Source organism: Kribbella sp. NPDC058693 (assembly GCF_042715335.1).
Classification (GTDB): Bacteria; Actinomycetota; Actinomycetes; order Propionibacteriales; family Kribbellaceae; genus Kribbella; species Kribbella jiaozuonensis.
On sequence record NZ_JBHXSQ010000004.1, the window covers coordinates 212,689 to 234,809 of the forward strand.

Consider the following 22,121-nt stretch of genomic DNA (forward strand, 5'->3'; position numbering starts at 1 on the left):
AGCAGTACTTATGAGAGAAGTGGCGGCAAGCGAGGGGCAGATTGCCCTCACTCGCTTGCCGCCCAATCACCGGTGCCTTGTTGATCGAGGTGAGGTGCTCGACCGGGCAAACGTTCCGGGTGGGTTGTCTGGTGAGATACGGAACGAGAAGGCGCCGGATGCTTTTCTCAGCGGGGTGCTACATCCCACATGCGCTCGCCGGGCAGGGGGTCGGGGAGCTTGTCGACGGCAGGCATCGGGTCGTTGGTGACCCGGAGTCCGGCGAACCGACGGCTCATGGCGTCTGCGTACCGCTCGGCCAACGCCGGCTCGGCGTTGTAGTCGGCGATGACGTGCTCACCGAACCAGACACGGACGCGTCGGCGCTCAATCGTCTGGATGGCGGTGGCGGTTGTCACTGGTCCTCCTGGCTGTTACTTCGGGGGCTGTACGGCCTGGAAAACGCGGGCGAGCGCGGTGCCGGTGCGCCGTGTTGTGTTCACCGTCACGTCAGATCCAACGGAGTACGACGAGCCGAGGTCACGCCCGAATTCAGAAATTCCCAGCTTTTTCGGAACCGGCCGGAACCCGTTTCTTCGCCGGTATGTTCGATTACCCGAACGGACCCCGTACCGAGACACCGCCGTCGAGCACGATCTGCTGCCCGGTGATGTACGACGACGCACCCGAAGCCAGGTAGACCACCGCCTGCGCCACCTCCTCGGACCGGCCGAACCGCCCGACCGGGATCTCGTCGACCACCTCGGCGTCGACGTTCGCATTGGCGACCGCGGTGGCGATCGCGCCGGCTGCGGCGACGTTCATCCGGATGCCGTCGCGGGCGTACTCCGCGGCGACCGTCCGCGCCAGGCTGAGGATGCCCGCCTTCATCACGCCGTACGCCGCCTGCTCGGGAGCCGCCATGAAGCCGGTGACCGATCCGACGCTGACGATCGTGCCGCCGGTGCCCTGGTCCAGGAAGACGCGGAGCGCCGCCCGGACCGCGCGAGCGACGTACCGGAGGTTGACCTCGTAGATCGTGTCCCAGTCCTCGTCGGCCATCTCGTGCAGCTTCACCGCCGGTACGAACGCGACCTGCCCGCCGACGACGGTGACGAGTACGTCGAGGCCGCCGAGCCTCTCGACCGCGGTCGCGATCATCGCGTCGATGTCGCCCGCCGAGCGGACGTCACCCGACACCGGGTACGCCGTACCGCCGCTCGCGCGCACCGCCTCCGCTGCCTCCTCGGCACGGGCCGGATCGAGGTCCGCGACCACGACGGCCGCACCTTCGTTGCCGAAGGCCTCAGTCGTCGCGCGACCGATCCCGCCGCCACCGCCACCGATCACCAGGGTTCGTTTCCCGTTCAGCTGCATGGGCGGAGCCTAAGCCTGGAGTGTCACGAGATTCATAGGGTTTCCTCAGGAAAGACACGCCGAAGCTGTCGGAACGGCTCCGTACGCTGGAGGCGTGACCATCGAAGACGCTGGAATCAGGCCACGAGGATCCGACGACGAGCGGGTCGTGGCACATGCCCTGGTAGTGCCGGAGCGGGTCATCGGCGGCGTCGTTCCGTCACCCGTCCGGCCGGGGCCAACGGGGATCGCGTCCGTCCAGACAGAGCACCTGATCGGTGACATCGGCGACGCTCTCCGGCTGCTCGACGCGGTGGAGCGCGTCCGCGGCCACGCCCACCCGCTCATCCTCGGCCTGCAGCAGGCGGTCGGGATGAAGATGCCGGCCGCCCTCGTGCTGAATGCGGTCGCCAACGGCCGCACCACGCCCGACGAGGTCTCCCAGCAGGTCGGCATCACGCCCGGCGAGGCGGAGCTGGCGATCGCCGACCTCGAGGCGCTCGGCATGGTCCGGACCACGCCGGCGCTGGCCGTCACGTCGATGGGTCAGGCCCGGCTCTCGCAGCTCGACGGTCTCACCGTCCGCGTCCTCGATGTCATCACCGGCATCCTCGGCCCGACCGACGCCGCCCACCTGGTCCGCCTTCTCCACACCGTCGCCGACGGCCTCGAGTCCGCCTCGGTCGCCGCCGCCGTCAACGACGCACTCCCGCAGGTCGTCGTCCACAACTAGTGTCGAAATACCCGTTCGGGTCTCGACGTAGCTGATGTCGGACGATCAAGGGAGGACATCAGATGTTGCACGACAGCAAGGCGTTCAGTGGGTTCTCGGTGGACAACATCGAGAAGGCGAAGGCGTTCTATGCCGACACGCTGGGGATCGACGTCGGCGAGGAGAACGGGATGTTGCGGCTGAAGATCGCGGGTAGCACCGCGATCCTGGTGTATCCGAAGCCGAACCACGTGCCCGCGGAGTACACCATGCTCAACTTCCCGGTCCCCGACATCGAGGCGACCGCGCGCGAGCTGACCGGCCGCGGCGTCAGTTTCGAGCACTACAACAACGAACAGGACGAGGTCGGCATCTACCGCGGCCAGGGCCCGTTGATTGCCTGGTTCAAGGATCCGGCCGGCAACGTGCTCTCGATCATTCAGCTGTGAGGCACGGGATCGTCGTACTGACCTAGCCGGCCGGAGTAGCGGGCGCCGTTCCGGTACGGCCAGGCGTACGCCGTACATCCGTGCAGGCCGAGGGTCTGCTGCTGCATGACCGGGGCCGGCTGGCCCGGCCCCGGGCACAGCTCATGACCGTTGCCGAGGCGATGGCCGGTTTCGTGGTTCACCATGTATTGCCGGTACGTCGTCAGCGACGCACCGAAGTTCGGTACGCCGTGCGCCCACCGCGCAACGTTGAGCACGACCGAGTCCCCGATCCGGCAGCTGGTGTACCGGTCCGGTCCCCCGCCGCAGATCACGTCCCGCGTCTGCGGCGTCACGAGCATCAACCTGAAGTCGGGCGTCGCCCCTGGCCCGACCTGCTGGAACCGCCACTTCCCCTGCGACGCCCACCCTTGCGGCGCACCGTATGTCGTCCGCACGAACTGCGCGAACGCCGCCTTGTCGACGCCGGTGATCCCGCCCTCGATCGCGATCTGGAACTTCATCAACCGGCCGCCCCGCCCGATCACCGCAGGAGCTGCGGGCAGTACGGCGTACGACTGCGTCCCCGCGACCGGGTACGCGATCATCTCCGCCGGCTTGACCGGCTTCGTCGTACGGCGTGGTGCGACGGCCGGCGACTCCAAGGCGGGCGCGGTCGTCTGGACCGAGGCCGGTACGACGTGGTCACCGTGACGCGACAACGGGCTGGCGGGCAACTCGTACAGCACTCCGACCGCGACCACCGCCGCAGTCGCGAGTCCGATCGTCCTGACAACAGTCCAGCGGCGCATTCCGGTGAGCTCCTCACACCGCGCCCGGTCGGGCGCGTCCTCACTGTCTTCTTGCCACTGTGCCCAGAAACCCTTCTCAGCTCACGGCCGCGCCTTCGCGGTCCGGAACCTCAGCGACGGGTACTTGGCCTCGATGAAGCCGAGGTCGCGGTAGAGCTCGATGCCGTAGTCGGTCGCGTGCAGCTCGACCTGGCCGACGCCGGTCTCGTTCTCGAACCAGTCCATCAGCGCGACCACGCAGGCGCGGGCCAGACCGCGCCGGCGGAAGGCGGGCTCGGTGCTGACGTTGTACAGGTGGCCGCGAACCGTGGTCAGGTCGTTCGGTCCCGGCGGGTGCTCGAACACGTTGCCCGCGGCCCCTGCAACGACACCGGCATCCGGGTCGTCGACGACGTACGCCGCGAACGTGTCGGGTGATGCCAACTGCCCGGCGAACCACTCGACCGCGCTCGCCTGCCAGGGCCCGTCGATGTCGTTGCCCATCGCAGCCAGCATCAGCCCGCGTAAACGGACCAACGACTCCGCGTCATCCATCCCGGCTCGTCGTACCTGAATGTCGTTCACGACGTCCATCCTGCCAACTTTTTGCCGAGTCAATGAATCGAAGAGGGCATGGCCCCGAGCAGAGCGCAGCGATCGTCGCGCAGCAGCCGAGCACGGAGAGCGAGACCACGGCGACGGTCGGCGTTCGTCGCGCTGGTCATCGCCGTGGTCGGCATCCTGTTGCCCGGTACGGCGTACCTGGTCGCGCGCCGGCCCCGGCTCGGCTCAGTGGTGACCTTCCTGAGCCTCACGCTGTACGGCGCCGCGGCGTACGTCGGGCTCCGTAAGCGGGACGCGGTGATCTCGTGGGCGCTGAACCCGGGCCTGCTGCTGTGGATGATCGCCGGGCTCGGCGCGATCGCCCTGGCGTGGATCATCGTGCTGGTCACGTCGTACAAGATGCTCCGGCCGTTGACCGCGGGACCCGGATCGCGGCTGTTCGGGTCGCTGGTGGTCGGCGTGGTCTGCTTCGCGATGACTGTCGGTACGGCGAGCGGTGCGCAGACCCTGATGGCCCAGCGGAGCCTGGTGAAGAAGGTGTTCGCCGGCGGGGGGTCGAAGAGCCAGACCAGGCCGACGATCGCCGCAACGAAGGACATCTGGACTCAACTGCCCCGGCTGAATGTGCTGCTGCTCGGAGCGGATGACGGCGACGACCGTCAGGGCACGCGGACCGACACCGTGATGGTCGCGAGTATCGACACCAAGACCGGCAACACGTCGCTGATCTCGCTGACCCGGAACTTCATGCGGATGCCGTTCCCCGCCGACTCGCCGCTGCACAAGATCTACCCGACCGGCTTCTGGGATCCGAGCATCGATCCGCGCAAGGAGCAGTCGGAGTTCTACTTGGACGCCATGTACCGGAACATCCCCAAGCTGCACCCCGGCGTCATCGGCCCGTCGGACAACGAGGGCGCGGACATCCTGAAGCTCTCGGTCGGCGAAGCACTCGGGCTGAAGATCCACTACTACGTGCAGATCAACCTGGCCGGGTTCGCGAAGCTGGTCGAGGCCCTCGGCGGGATCACCGTGAACATCAACTACCCGGTGCCGGTCGGCGGCAACGACGACAAGAAGATCCCGCCGAGCCGGTACCTGCAGCCCGGACCGAACCGGAAGCTGAACGGGACCGACGCGCTGTGGTTCGCCCGCGGCCGGTACGGCGTCGCGACCGCCGACCTGGCCCGTCAGGCCCGGCAGCACTGCACGATCCAGGCGCTCGTCGAACGCGCCACCCCGCAGAACGTGCTCGCCAACTACCAGGCGATCGCCGCGGCCGGCGAGCAACTGATCCGCACCGACATCCCGGAGAAGCTGCTCGGACCGTTCGTCACCCTCGGCGGACGGGTCAAGACCGCCAAGATCTCCAACATCGATCTGGACAAGAAGAAGAACTTCCCGAACGGCCGCAACCCGAACTACGCCGCGATGCGCGAGATCGTCGCGAACGCGCTCAACCCGAAGCCGACGACCCCCCGCCGCACCACGACGACCAGGCCCTCGACGGCGACCCAGCCCAAGACGACGCCCAAACCCGACGACGGCGACCTGAGCTCGGCCTGCGCCTACAACCCCGGTCCGCCCGGTTAGGCGTACCGGACTCCCAGGCCGCCGTCGACGGCCCAGTTGGCGCCGGTGACGAACGCGGCCGCTCCGGAGGCGAGGAAGCAGACGACCTCGGCAACGTTCTCCGGCGTACCGATCCGTCCGAGCGGGTGGACGCCGAGCGCCTTCTCGCGTTCGCCGGGGATGGTGTCGAAGAACTCCTCGAGCAGGTCGGTGGAGATGTAGCCGGGGCTGACCGCGTTCACCCGAACGTTGTGCGGGGCAACATCCAGTGCGAGCGAGCGGGTCATGCCGACCAGGCCCGACTTCGCCGCGGCGTACGGGAACATGCCGGCCGTCGTGAGCTTCGAGTGGATCGAGGCGATGTTCACGATCGAGCCGTGCTTGCCGTCGATCATCGCCGGCAGGACCTGGCGCGACATCAGGAACGCGCCCTTCAGGTCGACGTCGAACACGTCGTCCCATTCGGACACCGACATCTTGGCCGGGTCGGCGTACGAGTTCTTGCCTGCGTTGTTGACCAGCACCGTGACGGGTTGGCCGAGGTCGTCGGTCAGCTTTCCGACCGCCTGCCGGACCGACACCTCGTCGGTGATGTCACCGACAGCCGCGGCCACCTTGGCGCCGCTCTCCGCGAGCTCCGCGGTGGTGGCGGTGAGCTGGTCGGCCAGGATGTCGATCAGCCCGACCGCCGCGCCCTCCTCCGCCGCCTTGACCGCAACGGCCCGCCCGATCCCGCGCGCGGCCCCCGTCACCAGCACAACCTCGTTCGCCAACCGTCCAGTCACCAACGTCTCCTCAAACTAGGCGTGCTGAAACCCTAGTCGGAGACGCGGCTGGTTCAGGCGGGCTCTCGCGTACCGGTCAGGATGCAGAACTCGTTGCCGTCCGGGTCGGCCAGCTCGATGCCGTCGGTGTGTGTCTGACCGCCGTCGTGCCGGGTCGCGCCGAGCGTGATCAGCCGCTCGACCTCGGCCTCGGCATCGCCGGACGCGACGAGGTCGAAGTGCAGCCGGTTCTTCGGCGCCTTCGGGTTGACCGGCGGTCCGCCCCAGCTGATCTTCGGCCCGCCCTGCGGCGACTGGATCGCGGTCTCCTCGTCCTGGTCCCAGACCAGCGGCCACTCAAGGGCCTTGCTCCAGAAGTACCCGACGGCCTGCGTGCCGTCGGACGACAGCGCGCCGATGACCCCGGTGCCGGCGAGGAAGTTGTTCCCGGGCTCGATCACACAGAACTCGTTGCCCTCGGGATCCGCCAGTACGACGTGCTCCTCCTCCGGCAACTGCCCGATGTCGAGGTGCCGCCCGCCGAGCTGCAGCGCCCGGTCGACCATCGCCTGTTGCGCTTCCAGCGTCTGGCTGGGCAGGTCGAAGTGGGTCTGGTTCGGCCGTTCCTTGTCGAGCTCGGTCGGCAGGAACCGCAGGACGAACCCGAGCTCGTTGTCCGGCAGCACGGAGGTCCCGTCCGCACCGACTTCCCGGTCGAGCAGACCGGCCCAGAACCGCGCCAGCCCGGCAGGATTCTTTGCGTCGAAGGACAGTGCTTGGATCGTGACGCTCATCGGGACTCCTGTCCGCCGGGAAGTTCCACCGTAGGGCGGACGGAACGGGCGCCGCAAAGAGATTTAGCCGATCGACGCCGCGGCCACTCGCGCATGATGATCGGCTGTCGCGCGACTCATCGGCCGCCGAAGCAGGACGAGTTGGTGGTACAGCGGACCGGTCGCGGTCAGCAGGAGCTGATGTGCGTCTGTGCCGGCCGGGATCTCGCCGCGCTCGACGGCCCGCTGTACGACGATGGCCGTGCGTTCGTAGCGATCCGCCCAGAACTGCGTGAGCGCCTCGGCGGCTTCCGACGTACGGAACGAGGCTGCGATCACCGCCTGGGTCACCGACGGACGGGCGGTCAGCGCGGCATGCACCTCGCGGTTGACGGCGATCAGGTCGCCCTCGAGCGAACCGGTGTCGGCCGGCTCCCAGGAGTCGTCGGCGCCGGCTTGCAGGAGATCGACGAGCAGGCCGGCGACGGTCTTCCAGCGGCGATAGACCGTCGTGCGATGGACTCCCGAGCGGGCAGCGACCGCGTCGATGATGAGCCCGTCGTACCCGTGCTCCGCGAGCTCGGCCTCGACGGCCGCGAGTACTTCGGACCGCACCCGGGCCGTGCGTCCACCTGGCCTGCTTGCGCGATCGGTCGTCAGCATGTCATGATCTTAACGCAACATTCGTCGCATTAGGGAGTAGCCCAGTGATCTTCTGACCCGCCGTTCGCCAACCCCGAACCCCGCGTGAGTCAGGAGGATCCTCATGTCTACCCAGCTGTCCCTGCACGATGTCACCAAGTCCTACGACCACCGCCTGGTGCTCGACCAGATCACCTGCGCGTTCCCGCCCGGCCAGGTCAGCGGCCTGATCGGCGAGAACGGTTCCGGCAAGTCGACGCTGCTGCGAATCCTGGCCGGCCTCGAGCCGCCCACCGACGGTACGGCGACGGCCGCCGGCAGCGTCGGTTTCCTCGCGCAGGACAACCCGCTGCCGCTCGACCTCGACGTGAACGCGCTCGCCGATCATGCCCTGGCCGACCTGCGCCGGATCGAGTCGCGGATGCGTTCACTCGAAGCTTTGCTCGCCGACGGACGCACCGACGTGCTGGAGGAGTACGGCGAGCTCCAGACGGTGTTCGAGATTCGCGAGGGGTACGACGCCGACGCGCGCTTCGCCCGTGCGACGTACGGACTCGGGCTGAGCACGCTGCCCGGTGATCGGCGGTTGTCCGAGCTGTCGGGCGGCGAGTTGGCGCGGTTGCATCTGGCCGCCGTACTCGCGTCGTCGCCGGAGATCCTGCTGCTCGACGAGCCGACCAACCATCTGGATCTGTCGGCCGCGCTGTGGCTGGAGGAGCATCTGCGGTCGCGCCGCGGTACGACGGTTGTCGTGTCGCACGACCGCGCTTTCCTGGAGCGGGTTGCGTCGACGCTGTTCGAGGTGGACGGCGATACGCATCGGGTAACGCGGTACGGCAGCGGCTTCCAGGGCTACCTGACCGAGAAAGCAGCCGAGCGGGCGCGGATCGAGCGGGCCCGGCAGGAGTGGGAGGACGAGGTCGCGGCGACGCAGGTCCTCGTGCGCACGACTGCGCACCGGGTCGCGTACGGGCGGCCGATGACCGACAACAACAAGGTCGCGTACGACCGAAAGACCGGGCGCGTCAACGAGGCGGAGCGCAGCAAGATCCGGAACGCCAAGGAACGCCTGCGCCGATTGGAGGAAGATCCGCCACCGGTGTCGGCGAAGCCGCTGCGCTTCACCGCGTCGATTCGCACGACGGGCGAACCGGCCGGGCTGGATGCGGTCAGCGTCGCGGTCGAGGACCGGTTGTTGCCGATCTTCCTGGAAGTGCAGGCCGGTGCTCGCGTGCTGATCACCGGCCCGAACGGAGTCGGCAAGTCGACGTTCCTGGATGTTCTGGCCGGGGCGCTCGAGCCTTCCTCCGGGTACGTCGAGCGCAGCGGGCGGATCGGCTACCTGCAGCAGGAAGTGACCGAGGCACGACCGGAGGAGACGTTGCGGCAGGCGCTCGCGCGGCATCCGGGTGCGGCGGGTTTGGGGCTCTTCCGTCGGGACCAACTGCAGACCAAGGTCAGTGCATTGTCGACCGGACAACGCCGGCGGCTGGCGTTGGCGCGCTTGCTGACCACGCCGTACGACGTACTGCTGCTGGACGAGCCGACGAACCACCTGTCGCTCGTGCTGGTGGAGGAACTGGAGTCCGCGCTCGACCGGTACGCCGGCGCGCTGGTCGTTGTCAGTCACGACCGGCGCTTCGTCTCGCGCTGGCGCGGCACCGTGATCGAGTTGAAGGAGAACATCTATGTCAGTCAGTGAATATGCGGTTGGCGATGGGCCTTATGGCGTTGCAATTGCGGGCGGCGAGGTGTGGACGACGCTGGTGCATGCGGGTCGAGTGGCGACGACGTCCGGGAGGCAGTTCGACCTCGATGCCCCACAGTCCCGCCCGAGCGTGATCGTCGACGGTCCCGATGACGCGGTGTGGTTCACGCGGAACGGCGACGATCGGATCGGGCGGATCGGGTACGACGGGGGCGTGTCGGCGGTCGAGGTTGCCGGGGCGCCGTACGGGTTGTGTGTCGGACCGGACGACGCGTTGTGGTGCACGTTGATGAGCGCCGACGCTGTTGCGCGCGTGACGGTTGACGGCGAGGTGTCGACGTACCCGATCGGGACGAGTGGGGCGTTTCCGGCGATGATCACGTCGTACGGCGGTGAGCTGTGGTTCACGCTCAACCAGGCGAATGCGATCGGGCGGATGACTCTCGACGGTGAGGTGAGGACCTATCCGCTGCCGACCGAATCTGCTGGTCCGGTGGGGATCAGTGGGGTCTGGTTCGTCGAGATCCTCGCCGATCGCGCCGGCCGGATCACCGCGGACGGGAAGATCGAGGAGTTCGCGCTCCCGTCCGGCTCCAAGCCACATGCGGTGGCGGGCACGGCTGACGGCGGGTGCTGGGTGAGCCTGTGGGGAGCCGGCGCGGTCGCTCGATTGGATGCCGAGGGCAACATCACTGATCGCCACGACCTGGGGGAAGGGTCCGAGCCGCACGGGCTCGTGGTCGACGGTGAGTCGGTGTGGGTCGCGCTGGAGAAGGGTTCCTTGGCTCACATCCAGCCGTGAGGGTGAGGAGGTTCACCCGACGGAGGGAGGACGGCGGGCGCCTGGCGGGTGGACAGTGGTGATGTGAGCACGGTGGTGCAGGTCCGGGAAACGACCGCGCGGGTTCGCGACGTCATCGCGGTGGGGCGGCCGGCGTTCTGGGTGGTGTCGATCGTTCCTTATTACACCGGGATCCTGCTCGCCACCCGCCAGCTGATCCCGCCGGTGGAGCAATGGCCGCGGCTGATCGTCGGCGCGGTGGTGATGGGTCCGCTGGTGTGGCTGGCCGTGCTGGCGGTGAACGACGCGTACGACCTGCCGAGCGACCGGCTCAACCCGCGCAAGGCGAAGTCGCCGCTGCTCGACGGACGCATCACGCTCCGCGCAGCCAAGCGACTCGCCTTCGCGGCCGCCGTCGCCGCAGTCGGGCTGAGCCTGCACGTGGGTGTCGTGTTCGCGCTCGGCGTCCTCCTCGCTGTCCTGCTCGGCTACGCGTACTCCGTCCCGCCGGTCCGACTGAAGACCCGCGCCGGTTTCGACGTCGCCGTCAACGCGCTCGCCCTCGGCGCCTTCGGACCCCTGGCCGGCTGGGCCGCGATCAACCCGGACCTCAGCAACTTCCCTTGGCTGATGGGCCTCCAGGGCACGCTCGCCGCCATCGGCCTCTACCTCCCCACCACGCTCGCCGACCTCGAAGCCGATCGCGCCGCCGGCTACCACACGATCGCGGTCCGCTTCGGCGCGCGGACGACGTACCTGATCGGGTACTCCGCCTGGATCGCCGCCGCCGCGCTCTCCGTCGTACTCGCTGCAACCGCCACGATCATCCCCCGCAGCATGCTGCCGCTCGAGCTCGTGATGGTCCCGGTCCTCGTCGCCGCGTACCGCAAACTCATTGGTCCCGGCCAGTCCTTCAAGGGCATCATCGTGCTCGCGTCCCTGTTCCTCTTTCCCTGCGGGACGTTCGCCCTCACCTACACGGGAGTCCTCTGAGCATGTATCCGGAGATCGAGCCCTACGACCACGGCCTGCTCGACGTCGGCGACGGCAACCGCGTGTACTGGGAGGTCTGCGGCAACCCCGACGGCAAGCCCGCGCTGGCGATCCACGGCGGCCCGGGCTCCGGCGCCGGCGCCTGGTGGCGGAGGTACTTCGATCCCGCCAAGTACAAGGTGGTTCTCGTCGATCAGCGCAACTGCGGGCGGAGTACGCCGGACGCCGCCGAGCCGGACGTGGATCTGAGCACCAACACCACCGCCCACCTGATCTCCGACTTGGAACAACTCCGGCAGCAGCTCGGCATCGCGAAATGGCTTCTGCTGGGAGCGTCCTGGGGCGCGACGCTCGGGCTCGCGTATGCGGAGCAGCACCCGGAGGCGATCTCCGAGATCGTCCTGTTCAGCGTCACGAACACGACCCGGCGTGAGGTCGAGTGGATCACCCGCGACATGGGCCGGATCTTCCCCGAGGAATGGGCCCGCTTCCGCGACGGCGTTCCCGCGAACGAGCGCGACGGCAATCTCCCGCTCGCCTACAGCCGTCTGCTCCACGACCCGGATCCCGCCGTACGAGAGAAGGCTGCACGCGACTGGTGTGACTGGGAGGACACGCACGTCCGCACCCACCCGAACTGGCAGCCCGACTCCCGGTACGACGACCCCGTGCTTCGGCTGCGGCTGGCGCGACTCGTGACGCACTACTGGGGTCACGCGGCCTGGCTGGAGGAAGGCGTACTGGTGCAGGAGGCCGGGAAGCTGGCCGGGATCCCGGGCGTGCTGATCCACGGCCGGCTCGACATCAGCAGTCCGGCGGACATCGCCTGGCGAATGGCGCAGGCCTGGCCGGATGCCGAGCTGCACCTCGTCGAGCAGGAGGGTCACGGTGCCGGAGGTACCGGCACGAAGGAGTTGATCCTGCAGGCGCTGGATCGTTTCGCGTTACGGTCCTGACCGCTTCTCCGTGCACGTGCACGAAGAGCAAAGATTTGATCACTGATCTTTACAGCGATGAAACGTTCCTGAACCCTTGAGTCCCATGACTCTGACCCGCCCCGAGCTCGAGACCGACTACATCCTCAGCCGGTCCGATATCGCGCACTTCGCCGAGCACGGATTCGTGAAGCTGAAGAACGTGCTGAGTCCCGAGACGATCGCGGCGTACGAGCCGGAGATCACCGGCAAGGTGATCGAGCTGAACACGCAACACCTGCCGTTGGACGAACGCGACACCTACGGCAAGGCGTTCCTGCAGGTGACGAACCTCTGGCAGGACAGCGAGCGGGTGCTCGAGTTCGTGTCGTCGCCGCGGTTGGCGCGGATCGCGGCGCAGTTGCTGGGTGTGCAGTCGGTCCGGCTGTACCACGACCAGGCGCTGTACAAGGAGTCCGGCGGCGGAGTCACCCCGTGGCACGCGGACCAGTACTACTGGCCGTTCGCGACCGACCGCTGCGTCACGGTCTGGGTCCCGCTGCAGGAGACCCCGATGGCGATGGGCCCGTTGTCGTTCGCAGCCGGCAGCCATACCTTCGAGCACGGCCGCGACCTGCCGATCAGCGACGAGTCGGAGCGGGTCCTGCAGGAGACGCTGGCCGAGCAGGAGTTCGCGGAGGTCTCCGAGCCGTTCGAGCTCGGCGAGGTGAGCTACCACCTCGGCTGGACCTTCCACCACGCGCTGCCGAACACCACCGGCATCCCGCGCCGGGTGATGACGATCATCTACGTCGACGCCGCGATGGAGATCTCGGAGCCGGTGAACAAGAACCAGGAGGCCGACCTGGCCAGCTGGATGCCCGGCAACCAGCCCGGCGAGACCATCTCCTCCCCGCTCAACCCCGTCCTCTACTGACCCACCGCGCCTCACCCCGGCGCACAAACCCGCGCGACTTCTGTACCTATTGGTATGTACGATGCTGCCATGAACCCAGCAGAGTCCCCGATCAGCCGCGTCGTCGTGCTCGACCAGCACCTGCCGGAGGCGCTCCCGGTGCAGCGCGTCGAGGTACGCCGAATCACCATCGAGCCGCACACCGCGCTCGGCGCCCACGTCCACAACGGCCCTGTGTTCGGCAACATCGTGTCGGGCAAGGCGGTCTACCAGCAGGCCGCCGACGGCGACGTACAGGTCCTCCATCCCGGCGACGTGTTCTACGAGCCGGCGGTCGACCGGATCTCCCGCTTCGACACCGAGGACGAGGGCGTCATGTTCCTCGCGTACTTCCCGCTCACCGCGGGCCAGGACGCGACGCTCGACCTGATCTAGAGCGTCCGCTTCTGCGGGTAGATCGTCTCTCCGCGGGCCAGTTGCTCGACGAACTGCTCGATCTTCCTGGTCCTGGTCTCGGCCTTCTTCACGTTGTTCACCCGGTGCACGATGGCGAACCGGTTGGCGCTGGTCAGGATCTCGAACATCGCCTGAGCCTTGGGATTGGCGGCCAGCGCCTCGGCCAGGTCCTCCGGGATCTCGCGCGCGCTGGCCCCGCCGTACGCCTTGTCCCAACGCCCGTCGGACTTGGCGCGCTCGATCTCGGCGCGGCCGGCCGGACGCATCCGGCCCTCCTTCTCCATCCGCGCGACGAGGTCCACGTTCCGCTTGGACCACATGCTCTGCGCACGCCGCGGGGTGTACCGCTGGATGAACGTCTGCTCGTCACGGCTCTTGCGCTGGCCGTCGATCCAGCCGTGGCACAGTGCCTCTTCGAGCGCTTCGGCGTACGTGAGGCTCGTGGGTTCCGTGACGTTCTTCTTCGCGAGAACGAGCCAGACACCGTCCGAGCTTCCGTGGTGTTCGTGCAGCCAGGACTTCCAGGCGGCGGCGTCCACAATGATCAGTTCCGTACTCATGACGCAGCCTCCTGGTAGCGGGCGGCCAGCTGGGCCGCGGCATCCTTCAATTCCTGTGGGCCGACGAACTCGAGGTCACACTCGAACATCCCGAAGGTCGCGGCCAGCCCGGTCCACGACCACGCACTGAGCACGAGCCGGCAACTCGTCGGCGTGATCTCCTCGACGAACGCGCGTCGCCCGGCCCACTGCGCGATGTCCGACGCCTTCGCCTGCAGGATCGCCTCGCCCTTGCAGGGATTCTGGTCCTGGCCGTGGAACCGACTCGAGATGTACGTCGCGACGTCCGGCGCCGGCAGCTCGCGCTGGCTGAACCGCGGCCCGGTCGGCGTCTTCGGCGTCATCCGGTCGACCCGGAACGTCCGCCAGTCCTTCCGCTCCAGATCCCAGCCGACCAGGTACCAACGCCCGCCCCAGGTCACCAGGTGATGCGGCTCCACCTTGCGCGGCGGCACCCATTCGTCCGGCGCTCCGGGTGACGCGTAGTCGAACCGCAGAACCTCTTGCGCGCGGACCGCCATCCCGATCGCGATCAGCTTCTCCGAGTCCACCGTCGTACGCCGGTTCGCGTACCGATCGACTGTCGTGACCTGCAGCGCGTCGACCCGCTGCCGAAGCCGCGCCGGCATCACCTGCCGAACCGTGGCGAGCGCACGCAACGCACCCTCCTCGATCCCGGTGACCGTGGTCGTCGCGGTCTGCAGGGCGACCGCGACCGCGATCGCCTGGTCGTCGTCGAACAGCAGCGGCGGCAGGTCGGCCCCCGCGTCCAGGCGGTATCCGCCGTCAGGCCCCTTGCTCGCACGCACCGGGTAGCCCAGGTCCCGCAGCCGGTCGACGTCGCGGCGGACCGTCCGCGGGCTGACCTCGAGCCGCTCGGCGAGCAAAGCACCCGGCCAGTCGCGCCGTGCCTGCAGCAGCGACAGCAGCGCGAGGAGTCGAGCAGAGGTTTCGGACATGACTTCAGCTTCCCATGAGTAAGGGACAGAACCTGACCGCTACTGCTGGAAATGTCGTGCTCATCAAGTCCAACCGAAGGAGCCATCCGTGATCAGCACCCGAGCGCTCACCCGGGATTTCGTGGTGAGCCGTACCGAGACCGTGCACGCCGTCCGCGGCATCAGCCTGGACGTCGAACCCGGCGAGCTGGTCGCCGTCCTCGGCCCGAACGGAGCCGGCAAAACCACCACGCTTCGCATGCTCACCACCTTGATCACCCCGACCTCGGGCACCGCGACGGTCGCCGGGTACGACGTGACGACGCAACCAGGCCAGGTCCGGCGCCGGATCGGGTACTCGGCCAGGGCAACGGTGCGGGCCACACCCAGCGGGTCGGCGACGAACTGATCGGGCAAGGAGTGATCTACGGCCTCGATCGCCGGGCCGCGAAGCGGAGGACCGACGAGCTGCTCGACGCGTTGGAGCTGCGGGAGCTGGCACGGCGCAAGGTGTCGGACCTGTCCGGCGGTCAGCGCCGGCGCCTCGACGTCGCGATGGGTCTGGTGCACGCGCCGTCGCTGCTGTTCCTGGACGAGCCGTCGACCGGCCTCGACCCGCAGAACCGGGCGAACCTGTGGGACCACATCCTGCGGATGCGTGAGCAGTACGCGATGACGATCGTGCTGACCACGCACTACCTCGACGAGGCCGACACGATGGCCGAGCGCGTCGTCGTGGTGGATCACGGCGAGGTGATCGCCGACGACACCGCAAGCTCGTTGAAGGCCAAGCTGGCCGGCGACCGGCTCGCCCTGACCGTTGCTCCTGACAACCTTTCGCAACTGACGGTGCTTGCCGAGAAGTTGCCCGGGGCCCGCGAAGTCGTTGCCGTTGGCGACGAGCTCAGCGTCCGGGTCGCGGACGGCCCGGCGGCGCTGCCCGAGCTGATCGCGGCCGCCCAGCACGACGGCGTACCGATCGCGTCGGCGCAGGTGCATCGGCCGACGCTCGACGACGTCTTCCTCAACCTGACCGGCCGGAACCTGCGAGAGGCAGCCTGATGACCACCCTGACCGTTTCAGAACCGTCCCGGAACCTGCTCCGCGACACCCGGATCGTGATGACGCGCGAGTTGAAGCCGGTACTGCGTGACCCGTTCTCGTTGCTGTTCGGGATGATCCAGCCGCTGGTGTTCCTCGCGCTCTTCGGACCGCTGCTGTCGGGTTCGATGGGCGGCACGTTCGGCGACGGTGTCTGGCAATGGTTCGTGCCGTCGATCCTGGTGATGACCACGCTGTTCGGTACGTCGACGACCGGGGCGAATCTGCTGTTCGAGTTCCAGACCGGTGCGCACGAGCGGATGCTGGTCACGCCGTTGTCCCGTTCGTCGCTGCTGGTCGGCCGGGCCCTCAAGGAGATGGTGCCGCTGTTCGGGCAGGCGGTGATCGTGATCGCTGTGATGACGCCGTTCGCGTTCGACCTGCACGTCGGTGGCGCGCTGGTCGGGCTGGTGTTGCTCGCGGTGTTCGGCGTCGGGCTCGGATCGTTCAGCTACGCGCTGGCGATCATGGTGCGCAAACAGGACTGGATGTTCTGGGTCGTACAACAGACGTTCCTGTTCCCGCTGATGATCCTGTCCGGGATGCTGCTGCCGCTGGAGACCGGTCCGGGATGGATGCGGGTGGCATCGAAGTTCAACCCGCTGTCGTACGTCGTCGACGCGGAGCGGGTCCTGTTCTCGGGTGACGTGTGGTCGAGCGCGGTGCTCTGGGGCTGGGTCGCGGCGATCGTGACCGCGGCACTCGGACTGACCGTCGGGATCCGGACGATGCTTCGCTCGGCCGCGTGACCCAATTGGGTCAATGACTCGACTGGGCCGTTCGTGTCGCTGAAATTCACCTACGGTAGCGGGCAGATCACCCACCGCCCCCAAGGAGATCTGATGAGGCCCCGCCCCGCCTTGCTCACTGTCCTGACTTCGCTGGCCGCCGCCGCGCTCGCAACCTCGAGCGCGGTGGCGGCTCCGGCTCCGGCCGTCGACAACGCCCGTACAGTCGTCGCCGCGACAGACACAGATGGCGACTCGTTGCCGGACGCATGGGAAACCAACGGGTACGACGGCAACGGTGACGGCGTCGTCGATGTGGACCTGCCCGCGATGGGCGCGAACCCGAACAAGAAGGACCTGTTCGTCGAGATGGACTACATGTCCGGCCGGCTCGCCAGTACGGCAGCGCTCGACCGGATCGTCCAGGTGTTCGCGAGCGCGCCGGTCAGCAACCCGGACGGCACGACCGGCGTCACGATCCACCTCGACGCCGGCGCCGCCCGCGGTGCGACGTACAACCTGGGCGGTGGCAACGAGGTCACGTACGACGACGACCTCAACCCGTCGGCCACCCAGACCAACGCGATCAAGGCAGCCAACTTCGCGGCGGTCCGCAAGGCCGTCTTCCACTACATGATCTGGGGAGACAGCTACGACGGCGGCTGCAGCAGCGGCCAGGCGTTCAACATCCCGAACGACACGTTCATCGTCACGGTCGGCCCGAAGTGCGGGTGGAACGCGACCGACGACACCAACGTCGGCACGTTCATCCACGAACTCGGGCACAACATCGGCCTGAAGCACGGCGGCGCCGACAACCTGAACTACAAGCCGAACTACCTCAGCGTGATGAACTACTCGTTCCAGCTCGGCGGCGTGCTCAAGGCCGACGGCACGAAGTACTGGGGCTACTCGAACGTCCAGCCGACCTCGATCAATGAGGCCCGGCCGGACGAGACGGTCGGCCTGGGCAGCCTGGGCGCCGGCTACAAGACCAGCTGGAAGTGCCCGAACGGCACGACCCGGGTGACGGCCGGCGCGGCGAACGCGCCGATCGACTGGAACTGCGACGGTGACACCACCGACACGACGACGGCCGCAGACATCAACGGCGACAAGACCACGTCGATCCTGATCGCGCAGAACAACTGGGCGAACATCGTCTTCGGCGGCGGTGCCGTCGGTGGGGGCACGACGCCCCGCACCAAGACGCCGGCGTCGGAGCTGCAGGAGCTCACCCACGACGAGTGGGTCTCGATGCAGCACAAGTAGTGGTCCAAGCGGAAGCCCTCGCACCTTCAGGTGGGCGCGAGGGCTTCGGCTTGTTCAGACTGACCAGACTCCGGTCTTGGCGGTCTCGCGGGCCCAGTCGGTGAAGTCGCGGGCCGGGCGGCCGAGCACCTGCTCGACGCCGTCCGAGACGTATTCCGAGCGGTGGTTGCGGATCACCGCGAACAGGTCGCGGACGGCGTCGGCGTCTTCCTGGATCAGACCCTGCTCGATCAGTTCGGCGACGTGTGCCTCCGGCTCGAGGTCGACGTACCCGATCGGGCGGCCGGTGGCGGCGGTCAACTCGTCGGCGATCTCGGTCATGGTGAGCGTGCGCGGCCCGGAGATCGTGAGGGTCTGGCCAACGTACGACTCGTCGAGAAGGGCCGTGGTCATCACGTCGCCGACGTCGTTGGTGTCGATCCACGCCTCGGCGCCGGTGCCGGCGGACAGCCGGATCTCGCCCGCGAGCACGTGGTACCGGAGGAAGTCCTCGCTGAAACCCTGCGCGAACCAGGCCGGCTGCACGATCGTCCAGTCCAGACCGCTCGCCTTGGCGACGTTCTCCAATTCGAGCTGGCCGTCGTACACGGCGAAGTCGCGGCCCGGGCTGCCGACGCCGCGACCGGACAGCAGGACCAGGCGCCGCAGCCCGTCTGCCTGCTGGATGAACTTGCCGGCCTGCGCGAGTCCGGTCGGTCCGACCGGCGGCGCGAGGTACGCCGTCTCCGCGCCGGCGATCGTCGGCGCCCACGTGCTCTCGTCGTACCAGTCGAAGCGCTGCTCGCTGGAGCGCGAGGCGAGGCGGTACGGGACCTCCCGCGCGTCGAGTTGTGCCGCGACGCGACGACCGGTCTTGCCTTTGCCACTGAGGATCAGTATCGGGTTCATGGCTCTAGTTCACCGGGCTTGAGTGAGACAAACCATGGCCATGCGGCGCAATTTGATGTTCGAGGCGCTCATCATGCCGTACTCTCATCGCATGGACGTGCTCGACGAACTGCTGGCCGGGACCCGCGCCCAGGACGGCGTCTTCAACCTGACCATCCTGGATCTGCCATGGGCGTTGGAGATCCGGGACGAGGCGCCGCTCGCGCTCGCGACCCTCGTCCGCGGCTCGGGCTGGGTGACCCGCGAAGGGACCGCGCCGCAGCGGCTGGAGCGGGGGGACGTCGCGATCTTCACCGGTCCCCAGCCGTACGTCGTGGGCGACAGCGTGCACACCCCACCGCAACTACGGATCCACCCCGGCGGCATCTGCGAACCGTTGCCCGGGGCACCGGCCGACTACTCGGCGCGGCTCGGCGTGCGGACGTACGGCAGCCGCAAGTCCGGCGAGGTAATGGTTGCCAGCGGCACCTATCAGTTGGCGGGTGATGTCAGCCGGCGACTGGTCACCGCGCTGCCGCCGGTCCTCGTCGTACCCGCCTCCGAGGTGGCCGGTTCGGTGATGGAGATGATCACGAGTGAGATCCAGCGGGATGCGGTCGGCCAGCAGACCGTGCTGGACCGATGGCTCGACCTCGCGCTGATCACCACCCTGCGCGCGTGGTTCGACCGGCCGGACTCTCATGCGCCGGGCTGGTACCAGGCCCAGACCGATCCGGTCGCCGGTACTGCGTTGCGCTTGCTGCACGAGGATCCGGCGCACCCATGGAACGTCACCGACCTCGCCGACAAGGTCGGGGTGTCGCGGGCCTCGCTGGCTCGGCGGTTCACGGCCGTGGTGGGCGAGGCACCGATGAGCTACCTGACCGGTTGGCGGATCACGCTCGCCGCCGATCAGCTGCGGTCGACCCGGGACACGGTCGAGACGATCGCCCGGCGGGTCGGGTACGCGAATGCCTTCGCATTGAGCGTTGCGTTCAAACGGGTCCGCGGAATCACGCCTACGGACCACCGCCGGGCGGCGTGAAAGCTTAAATGCGGGGGTTGAACGATACGATTGAGGCTCATGGAGATCGCGTTGAGCCTCGACGAACTGCGGCAGCTCAGCCTCTGGAGCGCGGACTGCGCCGAGCGGGCATTGCCTCTCTATGAAGCCGTCGCTCCCGACGATCGCCGGCCGCGCGAGGCGATCGAGGCCGCCCGCGAATTCGGTGCCGGAGGCAACAGAACGAAGGCGATCCGGACGGCTGCGTGGGGCGCCCTGAAGGCGGCAGGTGAGGTAAGCGATCCGGCCGCGGAGGCTGCGGCGCGAGCAGCCGTTGCGGCAGCGGGTTCGGCGTACCTGCATCCGTTGGCGGCAGCCACTCAGGTGAAGCACATCATCGGAGCGGCGCAGTATGCGGCGTACGCGCACGAACTGGCTGGGCGTGACCCCTCGAGCGTCGTCAGCTGGGCGATCGACCGAGTGCCACCCGTGGTCCGGGATGTACTGCGGCGCTACCCGGACGGCACGCCCGGCCGCAGTCGGCTCGGCGAGCTACACCGCCAACTGGAGACGGCGCTCAGGCAACCGTCGCCTTCATGAACGCCAACGCCTGCGGCCACGCCAACCGGAACGCGTCCGCATTCACATCCTTGTCGTGCCGCGACTTGTCCGAGAACCCATGGTCCGCACCCGGGAAGTACTGCGTGAACGTCGCCCCGGCCGTCCGTGCCTGCAACACCGTCTGCAGCGTCTCGAAGTCAGAATTCGGTACGGCGGTGTCCGCGCTCGGGTAGCTCACCAGCACCGGCGCCGTGATCCCGGCCGCCTCGGCGATCGCGTCGTACGTGTGATGCGGCGGCCGATCGGACGGGACCGTCGGGTGGAAGGCGACGACATTCGTCACCCGCTGATCACGCGCCCCGAGCAGGAACGCGAACCGCCCACCGAGGCACCACCCGATCACACCGACCTTGCTGCACCCGAGCTCGTCGACGAGGTAGTCGAGCAAGGCGCTCTGCTCGGCGAGGGCAGTGTCGTCGTCCATCTGCCGCAGCAAACCACTCAGCTCCTGCCGACTGGTGTTGTCCGTACTGCGCCCCTTGAACGGATCCCACGCCAGCGCGGTGATCCCTTCGCCGGCCAGCTCATCGGCCCAGGCCCGCACCTGCTCACCGATCCCGGTGATCATCGGCAACAACAACATGCCGGCCCGCCCCACCCGCGCGAGATAAGCGTCCTGCTCCCCAACCGTCACAGTCACACCCATGCGCGCATCTTAGACGCCGACGGTCTGGTGCTCCGGCTCGATGACGCCGATGATGCGGGCCTGGTCGCGGCCGTAGGGCTGGCCGAGGTACTTCATTGCGATCTGGTCGACGAGGGCCCAGCCGGCGTCGCCGTCGATCCATTCGGTGACGCGGCCGCGGATGATGACGGGCTCGTACGGGTTGTCGACGGGCGCGAGCGACAGGGCCACGCGCGGGTCGCGGCGGAGGTTGTGGGCCTTCTGGGAGTCGGGGCCGGTCAGGAAGATGATGCGGTTGTCGAGCGTCGTGACCCACAGCGGGATCGAGTGCGGCGACCCGTCCGGGAGAACGGTGGCCAGGTGAGCGATCGAGTTGCTTTCGACGGCACGGCGTACGGCGGGCTTCAACATGGTTCTGCTCCTTCAGCGGACGACTGCGTAGTGGAGGTGGGTGACGCCCGGGGCGGGCACTGCTTCGACGAGGTTGAGCCGGACCTGCTCGGGCAGCTCCTGGAAGAACGGCCGGCCGCCGCCGAGCAGGATCGGCACCTGGTGGAGGACGAGCTCGTCGACGAGGCCGGCCTTGAGCGCGGCCGTCACGACACCGCCGCCCATCAGACCGACGTCCTTGCCGCCGGCGATGTCGCTCGCCGCGACGACTGCGTCCTCGATGGTGTTGGCGAGCGTCTGCTGCTCACTGATCTCCGCGACCGGACCGTGGCTCAGCACGACCAGCGGCGCCTTCGCGTGCGGGCTGCCGCCGCCGAAGTGGCTCGAGTCGTCGTACGTCTTGTGACCGGCGATCACGGCGCCGACCCGGCCGGCGAGCGCATCGAACATCTTGGCGCTCGGGGCGCTGAGCTTGAAGCCGTCGAAGACCTGGCTCGGGGTGTCGCCGTCGAAGTACCAGTCGAACAGCATCGGCGCGTCGCCGAGGCCGCGGTCCGGACCGGAGTCCCGACCGGTGATGTATCCGTCGACCGAGACCGCGAGGGCGCAGAGGATCTTGCTCATCGTTCCGCCTTCCGTTTTGGGTTCCTTGAAGGAACGCTAACAT

Annotated in this window: 28 protein-coding genes; 15 read left to right on the top strand and 13 right to left on the bottom strand. The window is 68.0% G+C overall.

Annotation, left to right across the window (positions count from 1 at the left end; genetic code table 11):
• Positions 1-167: 167 nt before the first annotated feature.
• The gene (locus ACFWUU_RS27200; RefSeq protein WP_130443046.1) at positions 168-398 is read right to left on the bottom strand and encodes a hypothetical protein; all 231 of its coding nucleotides are present in this window, start codon (positions 396-398) and stop codon (positions 168-170) included.
• A gap of 193 nt (positions 399-591) precedes the next feature.
• Positions 592-1,356: an SDR family NAD(P)-dependent oxidoreductase gene (locus tag ACFWUU_RS27205; RefSeq protein ID WP_380179425.1), complete on the bottom strand. Its 765-nt coding sequence runs from the start codon at positions 1,354-1,356 to the stop codon at positions 592-594.
• Between the two features lie 94 nt (positions 1,357-1,450).
• Here ACFWUU_RS27205 and ACFWUU_RS27210 point away from each other — a divergent pair, with 94 nt between their 5' ends.
• Positions 1,451-2,068, top strand: coding sequence for a MarR family transcriptional regulator (locus ACFWUU_RS27210; RefSeq protein ID WP_380179427.1), 618 nt, complete (start codon positions 1,451-1,453; stop codon positions 2,066-2,068).
• A gap of 62 nt (positions 2,069-2,130) precedes the next feature.
• Entirely contained in the window at positions 2,131-2,496 is a 366-nt protein-coding gene (locus ACFWUU_RS27215) for a VOC family protein (RefSeq protein ID WP_380179429.1), read from the top strand.
• On the opposite strand, the gene ACFWUU_RS27220 is transcribed toward ACFWUU_RS27215, so the two are convergent.
• Complete coding sequence (locus tag ACFWUU_RS27220; protein ID WP_380179430.1) at positions 2,487-3,287, bottom strand: DUF3152 domain-containing protein; 801 nt, start codon at positions 3,285-3,287, stop codon at positions 2,487-2,489. The two genes, ACFWUU_RS27215 and ACFWUU_RS27220, sit on opposite strands and share 10 nt — an antisense overlap.
• An 81-nt stretch (positions 3,288-3,368) precedes the next feature.
• Positions 3,369-3,860 carry a GNAT family N-acetyltransferase gene (locus ACFWUU_RS27225; protein ID WP_380179432.1) on the bottom strand — a complete coding sequence of 164 codons (492 nt, stop codon included), beginning with the start codon at positions 3,858-3,860 and terminating at the stop codon, positions 3,369-3,371.
• A gap of 39 nt (positions 3,861-3,899) precedes the next feature.
• Here ACFWUU_RS27225 and ACFWUU_RS27230 point away from each other — a divergent pair, with 39 nt between their 5' ends.
• Entirely contained in the window at positions 3,900-5,423 is a 1,524-nt protein-coding gene (locus tag ACFWUU_RS27230; protein WP_380179434.1) for an LCP family protein, read from the top strand.
• Here the strand turns inward: ACFWUU_RS27230 and ACFWUU_RS27235 are convergent.
• The 3 genes from ACFWUU_RS27235 to ACFWUU_RS27245 all read right to left on the bottom strand — a co-directional run bounded on the left by ACFWUU_RS27235 (position 5,420) and on the right by ACFWUU_RS27245 (position 7,602).
• Positions 5,420-6,187, bottom strand: coding sequence for an SDR family NAD(P)-dependent oxidoreductase (locus tag ACFWUU_RS27235; RefSeq protein ID WP_380179436.1), 768 nt, complete (start codon positions 6,185-6,187; stop codon positions 5,420-5,422). The genes ACFWUU_RS27230 and ACFWUU_RS27235 overlap by 4 nt on opposite strands.
• A 53-nt stretch (positions 6,188-6,240) precedes the next feature.
• Positions 6,241-6,960 carry a VOC family protein gene (locus ACFWUU_RS27240; protein WP_380179438.1) on the bottom strand — a complete coding sequence of 240 codons (720 nt, stop codon included), beginning with the start codon at positions 6,958-6,960 and terminating at the stop codon, positions 6,241-6,243.
• A 63-nt stretch (positions 6,961-7,023) separates the two neighbouring features.
• The gene (locus ACFWUU_RS27245; protein ID WP_380179440.1) at positions 7,024-7,602 is read right to left on the bottom strand and encodes a TetR/AcrR family transcriptional regulator; all 579 of its coding nucleotides are present in this window, start codon (positions 7,600-7,602) and stop codon (positions 7,024-7,026) included.
• 103 nt (positions 7,603-7,705) lie between these two features.
• On the opposite strand from ACFWUU_RS27245, the gene ACFWUU_RS27250 reads away from it, so the two are divergent.
• The 6 genes from ACFWUU_RS27250 to ACFWUU_RS27275 all read left to right on the top strand — a co-directional run bounded on the left by ACFWUU_RS27250 (position 7,706) and on the right by ACFWUU_RS27275 (position 13,328).
• Complete coding sequence (locus ACFWUU_RS27250) at positions 7,706-9,283, top strand: ABC-F family ATP-binding cassette domain-containing protein (protein WP_380179442.1); 1,578 nt, start codon at positions 7,706-7,708, stop codon at positions 9,281-9,283.
• Positions 9,270-10,091, top strand: coding sequence for a virginiamycin B lyase (locus tag ACFWUU_RS27255; protein ID WP_380179444.1), 822 nt, complete (start codon positions 9,270-9,272; stop codon positions 10,089-10,091). The genes ACFWUU_RS27250 and ACFWUU_RS27255 overlap by 14 nt, the downstream gene beginning before the upstream one ends.
• Before the next feature lie 63 nt (positions 10,092-10,154).
• A complete protein-coding gene (locus ACFWUU_RS27260; protein ID WP_380179446.1) occupies positions 10,155-11,063 on the top strand; it encodes a UbiA prenyltransferase family protein in 909 nt (302 codons plus the stop codon).
• A 2-nt stretch (positions 11,064-11,065) separates the two neighbouring features.
• Positions 11,066-12,019 (top strand): prolyl aminopeptidase, encoded by a 954-nt coding sequence (gene pip, locus ACFWUU_RS27265; RefSeq protein WP_380179448.1) that lies wholly within the window; start codon positions 11,066-11,068, stop codon positions 12,017-12,019.
• An 85-nt stretch (positions 12,020-12,104) separates the two neighbouring features.
• Entirely contained in the window at positions 12,105-12,914 is an 810-nt protein-coding gene (locus tag ACFWUU_RS27270) for a phytanoyl-CoA dioxygenase family protein (protein WP_380179450.1), read from the top strand.
• A gap of 69 nt (positions 12,915-12,983) precedes the next feature.
• Positions 12,984-13,328 carry a cupin domain-containing protein gene (locus ACFWUU_RS27275; RefSeq protein WP_380179452.1) on the top strand — a complete coding sequence of 115 codons (345 nt, stop codon included), beginning with the start codon at positions 12,984-12,986 and terminating at the stop codon, positions 13,326-13,328.
• Here the strand turns inward: ACFWUU_RS27275 and ACFWUU_RS27280 are convergent.
• Positions 13,325-13,909, bottom strand: a complete 585-nt coding sequence (locus tag ACFWUU_RS27280) for a YdeI family protein (protein WP_380179454.1) — start codon at positions 13,907-13,909, stop codon at positions 13,325-13,327. The two genes, ACFWUU_RS27275 and ACFWUU_RS27280, sit on opposite strands and share 4 nt — an antisense overlap.
• Positions 13,906-14,868 carry a YafY family protein gene (locus tag ACFWUU_RS27285; RefSeq protein ID WP_137256022.1) on the bottom strand — a complete coding sequence of 321 codons (963 nt, stop codon included), beginning with the start codon at positions 14,866-14,868 and terminating at the stop codon, positions 13,906-13,908. The genes ACFWUU_RS27280 and ACFWUU_RS27285 overlap by 4 nt, the downstream gene beginning before the upstream one ends.
• Before the next feature lie 88 nt (positions 14,869-14,956).
• Between ACFWUU_RS27285 and ACFWUU_RS27290 the strand changes: the two genes are divergently transcribed.
• The 4 genes from ACFWUU_RS27290 to ACFWUU_RS27305 all read left to right on the top strand — a co-directional run bounded on the left by ACFWUU_RS27290 (position 14,957) and on the right by ACFWUU_RS27305 (position 17,948).
• The gene (locus tag ACFWUU_RS27290) at positions 14,957-15,256 is read left to right on the top strand and encodes an ATP-binding cassette domain-containing protein (protein WP_380179457.1); all 300 of its coding nucleotides are present in this window, start codon (positions 14,957-14,959) and stop codon (positions 15,254-15,256) included.
• An 11-nt stretch (positions 15,257-15,267) separates the two neighbouring features.
• On the top strand, positions 15,268-15,909 hold the full coding sequence (locus ACFWUU_RS27295; protein WP_380179459.1) for a DUF4162 domain-containing protein: 642 nt from the start codon (positions 15,268-15,270) through the stop codon (positions 15,907-15,909).
• The gene (locus ACFWUU_RS27300; RefSeq protein WP_380179461.1) at positions 15,909-16,697 is read left to right on the top strand and encodes an ABC transporter permease; all 789 of its coding nucleotides are present in this window, start codon (positions 15,909-15,911) and stop codon (positions 16,695-16,697) included. Before ACFWUU_RS27295 ends, ACFWUU_RS27300 begins: the two co-directional genes overlap by 1 nt.
• A gap of 93 nt (positions 16,698-16,790) precedes the next feature.
• Positions 16,791-17,948, top strand: a complete 1,158-nt coding sequence (locus tag ACFWUU_RS27305; protein ID WP_380179463.1) for a hypothetical protein — start codon at positions 16,791-16,793, stop codon at positions 17,946-17,948.
• A gap of 54 nt (positions 17,949-18,002) precedes the next feature.
• Here ACFWUU_RS27305 and ACFWUU_RS27310 read toward each other — a convergent pair whose 3' ends face one another.
• Positions 18,003-18,836 (bottom strand): NAD(P)H-binding protein, encoded by an 834-nt coding sequence (locus ACFWUU_RS27310; protein ID WP_380179466.1) that lies wholly within the window; start codon positions 18,834-18,836, stop codon positions 18,003-18,005.
• A gap of 91 nt (positions 18,837-18,927) precedes the next feature.
• Here ACFWUU_RS27310 and ACFWUU_RS27315 point away from each other — a divergent pair, with 91 nt between their 5' ends.
• Together ACFWUU_RS27315 and ACFWUU_RS27320 are read left to right on the top strand one after the other, a co-directional pair.
• Positions 18,928-19,860 (top strand): AraC family transcriptional regulator, encoded by a 933-nt coding sequence (locus ACFWUU_RS27315; RefSeq protein WP_380179469.1) that lies wholly within the window; start codon positions 18,928-18,930, stop codon positions 19,858-19,860.
• 39 nt (positions 19,861-19,899) lie between these two features.
• Positions 19,900-20,418: a putative immunity protein gene (locus tag ACFWUU_RS27320; RefSeq protein WP_380179471.1), complete on the top strand. Its 519-nt coding sequence runs from the start codon at positions 19,900-19,902 to the stop codon at positions 20,416-20,418.
• Here the strand turns inward: ACFWUU_RS27320 and ACFWUU_RS27325 are convergent.
• Genes ACFWUU_RS27325 through ACFWUU_RS27335 form a run of 3 tightly spaced genes read right to left on the bottom strand, consistent with a single transcriptional unit; the run spans position 20,396 to position 22,078 of the window.
• Positions 20,396-21,085 (bottom strand): dienelactone hydrolase family protein, encoded by a 690-nt coding sequence (locus ACFWUU_RS27325; protein ID WP_380179473.1) that lies wholly within the window; start codon positions 21,083-21,085, stop codon positions 20,396-20,398. The two genes, ACFWUU_RS27320 and ACFWUU_RS27325, sit on opposite strands and share 23 nt — an antisense overlap.
• A gap of 9 nt (positions 21,086-21,094) precedes the next feature.
• On the bottom strand, positions 21,095-21,475 hold the full coding sequence (locus ACFWUU_RS27330) for a TIGR03618 family F420-dependent PPOX class oxidoreductase (RefSeq protein WP_380179475.1): 381 nt from the start codon (positions 21,473-21,475) through the stop codon (positions 21,095-21,097).
• Positions 21,476-21,487: 12 nt separating this feature from the next.
• Positions 21,488-22,078, bottom strand: coding sequence for a dihydrofolate reductase family protein (locus tag ACFWUU_RS27335; RefSeq protein WP_380179477.1), 591 nt, complete (start codon positions 22,076-22,078; stop codon positions 21,488-21,490).
• Positions 22,079-22,121: the final 43 nt, after the last annotated feature.